This window comes from Nocardia sp. NPDC059154, assembly GCF_042755705.1.
Lineage (GTDB): Bacteria > Actinomycetota > Actinomycetes > Mycobacteriales > Mycobacteriaceae > Nocardia.
Map to the genome: position 1 here is coordinate 1 of NZ_JBHZCS010000165.1, position 4,474 is coordinate 4,474.

4 protein-coding genes are annotated in these 4,474 nt (G+C 64.0%); 2 read left to right on the top strand and 2 right to left on the bottom strand.

Going from position 1 to position 4,474, the window contains the following annotated elements:
* Together ACFXN1_RS51280 and ACFXN1_RS51285 are read left to right on the top strand one after the other, a co-directional pair.
* Window positions 1-588, top strand: a 588-nt coding sequence (locus tag ACFXN1_RS51280; protein WP_379446579.1) for an MspA family porin, incomplete at its 5' end; no start/stop codon positions are given.
* A 428-nt stretch (window positions 589-1,016) separates the two neighbouring features.
* Entirely contained in the window at window positions 1,017-1,862 is an 846-nt protein-coding gene (locus ACFXN1_RS51285; protein ID WP_379446580.1) for a 3-hydroxybutyryl-CoA dehydrogenase, read from the top strand.
* Window positions 1,863-3,078: 1,216 nt separating this feature from the next.
* Here ACFXN1_RS51285 and ACFXN1_RS51290 read toward each other — a convergent pair.
* Both ACFXN1_RS51290 and ACFXN1_RS51295 read right to left on the bottom strand, forming a co-directional pair.
* Window positions 3,079-3,984 (bottom strand): IS3 family transposase, encoded by a 906-nt coding sequence (locus ACFXN1_RS51290; RefSeq protein ID WP_364626656.1) that lies wholly within the window; start codon window positions 3,982-3,984, stop codon window positions 3,079-3,081.
* On the bottom strand, window positions 3,981-4,328 hold the full coding sequence (locus ACFXN1_RS51295) for a transposase (protein WP_364626659.1): 348 nt from the start codon (window positions 4,326-4,328) through the stop codon (window positions 3,981-3,983). The genes ACFXN1_RS51290 and ACFXN1_RS51295 overlap by 4 nt, the downstream gene beginning before the upstream one ends.
* Between the last annotated feature and the right edge of the window lie 146 nt (window positions 4,329-4,474).

Genomic DNA, 4,474 nt, shown 5'->3' on the forward strand with positions numbered 1-4,474 from the left:
ACCGTTGTTCCGCTGCCGGGCGCGGACCTGACCAAGACCCTCTCCGACGGCACCACTGTCCACATCTGGCTCGACGGGGAATCGGCCAACATCAACCCCTCCATGGGCGCCACACCGCTGCACCGCAACGCGTGGGTCTCCGGCACCGCCCACGTCGAGATCACCGCCGGCAACACCGCCTCCACGACAGGGCTCATCTACCCCGGCTACGTCGTGGGCTGCCAGGTCGCCATCAACGGCGGCGGCGTCAACGGCGGCCCCACCGCCGGAGTCACCGTCGGCTCCAACGGCAGCGTCACCCCAAGCCTGTCGGGCAACGCCGGCGCCAACCTCAGCCTCGGACCCGGCCAAGCCCAGTCGTTCTACATCCTCGACCGGGAAAAGGCCGACGGGTTCGGTACCGACTCCCACAAGAAATACAACTCCTTCACCAGCGGCAGCGGCTCGGTCGCCTGGGCCGATGAAACCATCGGCCTCAACGGCTGCGCCGGCTACGCCCAAGCCCGCGCGTTCGTCTCCGTGGAAATCGACACCGACACCATCACCAGCTGGGTCACCATCTGGGGCCAACCCTTCAGCATCGGCTGAGCACACCCACAACTCATAGGTCCGACCCGAGAACACGTTGCCGCCCAACCACATCCCTTGAATGGCAAACGGCACCCGTGAACACGGCTGCGGGAACCAGTTAGTGAACAACCAGGAATGCGGGCCCCGCGACGCATGAATGCACTCATCCTTCTCACCGCGCTCGCCATGGCGCTCTACCTGGGGGCTGCATGGCTGGTCAGCGGAGCCCGCACTACCCCACTTCCCGACCGAGCCGCCCATGCTTGCAAGCGGTGGCGAGCGATCCTCACCACCGCACCGGCCGCAGCGACACCATGCGTTCACCAGCGCGACAACGTTCTGTGGCGACGCCCAGCGCGACTGCGCTCGCGCCGCCCGCGTCTGACCCGAATCTGGATCAGACCCAGTATCAACGGTTTTCAGCAGAGCAAGGAGACACAGTGTCCATGCACCGTATCGGTGTGATCGGTGGCGGCACCATGGGCGCCGGCATCGCAGAGGTCGCCGCCCGCGCTGGAGGTGAGGTCCTCATCCTCGAACGCGACACCGACACCGCCTACACCGCCCGCGCACGCATAGCCCGCTCCCTGACCCGCGCCGTCGAGGCAGGCAAATTAGACCGAGATCTCGCCGACCAAGCCGCCGACCGGATCGCCCTCACCACGGCGATCGACGACTTCGCCGACCGCGACCTGGTCATCGAAGCCGCCCCGGAAATCGAGGAACTCAAGATCGAGTTCTTCACCAAGCTCGACACCATCGTGGCGCCGGAAGCGATCCTGGCCACCAACACCTCCTCCATCCCGGTCATCCGGATCGCCAACACCACCGCCAACCCGGGCCGCGTGGTCGGGGTTCACTTCTTCAACCCGGTACCGGTGCTGCCGCTGGTCGAGATCGTGGTGACGCTCAAGACTGATCGTGCGGTCGCCGACAAGGTCACCGCCTACACCCGCGACGTTCTGGGCAAACGCACCATCGAGTCCAAGGACCAGGCCGGGTTCGTCGTCAACGCACTGCTAATCCCCTACCTGCTGGCGGCGATCCGGATGGCCGAATCCGGGTTCGCCAGCATCGCCGACATCGACGAGGGCATGGTCGCCGGGTGCGCCCACCCGATGGGCCCACTGCGCCTGACCGACACCATCGGCCTGGACGTCACATTGGCCATCGCCCAATCGCTGCACGCGGAATTCCGCGAACCGCAGTACGCTCCTCCGCCTCTGTTGCGGCGAATGGTCGACGCCGGCTACCTGGGCCGCAAGACCGGACGCGGGTTCTACAGCTACTGACCGCACGCTCGAATCCGCTTTTGCCCAACAAGTTCCGGTTCCGGCGTTGCCTGCGTGAACGCCGGGACCGGGAGGGACGCGGGCTGGTGAACCCCTTCGCTGCGGCCCGCACTCGCCGCCGGACTGCCTGCAACAGTCCGGCGACGACCCACATCCCGATAATCCACAACCCCGCACCGCCGACCAGATCCGCGCGATCCTCGATCCTTGACTACTCCCACAGCATCCCCCTCGGCGAGCAGCCCCGCGCCCAGGCCCAGGCCCAGGCCCAGGCCGACAGCAAGCGATAACGCGACCAACGGGTGCAACGACTGTTCTCAACTGAGAATGGGGATCTACCCTCATTCCTGAAACCTCTGTTCACTGTATCCGGAACATTGGTTAATCGCGGCTCCCCCCGACTCGCACCCGGGGGAGCCGCGTCCACTTCGTGGACCGTTCCATTCAAGCGGCGGGCACCAACAGCGTCGGATTCAAATCGCCCCATGTCACGAGGGTTGGACGTCGCGCAACGACAGCTGCTCGGCGCGCTCTGCGCCGCCGCATCTCGGGAATTGATCCGGTGGGACCTCAGCCCGTACAGCGAGGATCTCCTCAGCACTTTTCCCGGGCGGAGACCGGAGGCCGCACCCGACGGCCACGAGTTCTCCCTGGTTGCCCAGCTCCGCCTCGCCGAGAATCGCGATGCACGGTCGGAAACCTCGATCGAGTTGCCGACCTCGAACCGGGCGTGCGTCATACTCGCGAAAGACACACGGAGCCATGGGCGGATCCCCACCGCGGGGCGATACCCGGTGGCTCGTAACATCTTTGGAAGCCGCATGTAGGTGGTGCGGTAGAGGATACCTACGCACACCGGAGCGCAGAGCCGGTGACACGGGAGCGGCGTTGTACTTATCGTGCGTGCTGAAAACTTCCGTATCTTCGGGTCGGGCCCAGGAAAACACGATGACAAAGACGGCCGCCTGAACCCGGAGCTCGATCGGGGTACGAACGTCCGGTCGGCGAGAACGACAGCGCCAAGTCCGCGATTATCAACGCGATCCGCATCTGTCTGCTCACCACCGCCCCGGACTACTACAGGGTCACCCGGCACGACTTTCACGTCGGCCCTAAGCCTCGATCCGTGGACGCAATCCGAGGTTGGGGGTGTGTTGAAATAAAGAAAGTGGACCGCCCCGGCTTGGGATGAGACCGAACTACCGATTCTTGTGCTTCATGCTGCCGTCAGTTGCTGACCGCGGCCTTCCCAGAAGACCCGCTCGAACTCCGCCGGTGGACGATAACCACACCATGAATGCAACCGCTCGTTGTTATACCACGAAACCCATTCCGCCGTCTCGCGATTCACTTCACTCACATCCGACCACACGTACTTGCCGATCAATTCCTTCTTGAACAGCGAATTCACCGATTCCGAAAGGGCGTTATCGTACGAATCACCGGTACTGCCAACAGATTGCGCGATACCCGCCTCGGCGAGACGCTCACCGTAACGCAGCGCCGTGTATTGCACACCGCGATCACCGTGATGAATCAATGCCTTGCTCAACCGATCCCGCCGGTTCCACAACGCCATCTCCAACGCATCCAGCGCCAGTTCGGTTTTCAGTGAATCCGATACCTGCCAGCCCACGATCGCCCGCGAGAACACATCGGTCACGAACGCCACATAGCAGAAGCCGCGCTCGGCCAGCTCCACATACGTTATGTCCGCGACCCACAGCTGGTTCGGTGCCGGTGCCCGAAAGTCCCTGTCCACCAAGTCTTTCGGCCGCCTGTCTTCGTTCCCCGGCACCGTCGTGCGCGGCTTGCGCCGTATCGGCACCAGGCCCGCGAGACCATGAGCGCGCATCAACCGCTCCACCCGGCCCCGCCCCACCTGCACGCCCGCACGAAGCAATTCCCGCCACATCTTCCGGGCACCGTAATCCCGTCGGCGACCCCGATCAGCAGCTCGTAAACGGTGAATCTCCGCGAGAATCTCGGCATCACGCACCGCCCGCTCCGACGGCTCCCGCTCCCGTTTCTTCGCCGCGAAATACGTTTGCTGCCGAAACTCCAGCACATGACAGATATCGGTCACCGAGAACCGCTCCCGATACTCGTCGACGAACCTCACCACTTCGGCGGTGGCGGGTCCATCTCCCGGGCGAAAAAAGCCGATGCCGCCTTGAGAATCTGATTCGCCCGCTCCAATTCCCGGTTACGCGCCTCCAATTCCCGGATCCGGGCGTCCTTGGCCTCCGACGACTCCGGAACCGGCACCGACGCAGCCTCGCCGGCCGCTGCTCGCGTCGCCTTCGCCTGTTTCACCCAGTGCCGCAACGCTTCCTTGTGAACACCCAGATCACGCGCGACACGAGCCATCGCGCCCCTCGCCTCGCCCTGCTCACGCTCGTACTGCAACACCAGTGCTACAGCGCGTTCCCGCAGCTCCTGCGGATATCTCCGATTCCCAGCCATACCGTTGATCCTCTCCAGATCCAACGGTCTCCCTCAAACCCGGGGCGATCCAAAGTGCCTTCTGAGCTGGGATGATTGATGTTCTCACGCAACAATCAAGACCAGGACAGGCAGACACTTTCAGTGCGATTGTTCCACACGTTCGC

What these genes read in the sequence shown, in the direction of transcription:
- ACFXN1_RS51295 (WP_364626659.1), bottom strand. Translation starts at nt 4,328, where the DNA reads ATGGCTGGGAATCGGAGATATCCGCAGGAGCTGCGGGAACGCGCTGTA.
- ACFXN1_RS51285 (WP_379446580.1), top strand. Translation starts at nt 1,017, where the DNA reads ATGCACCGTATCGGTGTGATCGGTGGCGGCACCATGGGCGCCGGCATC.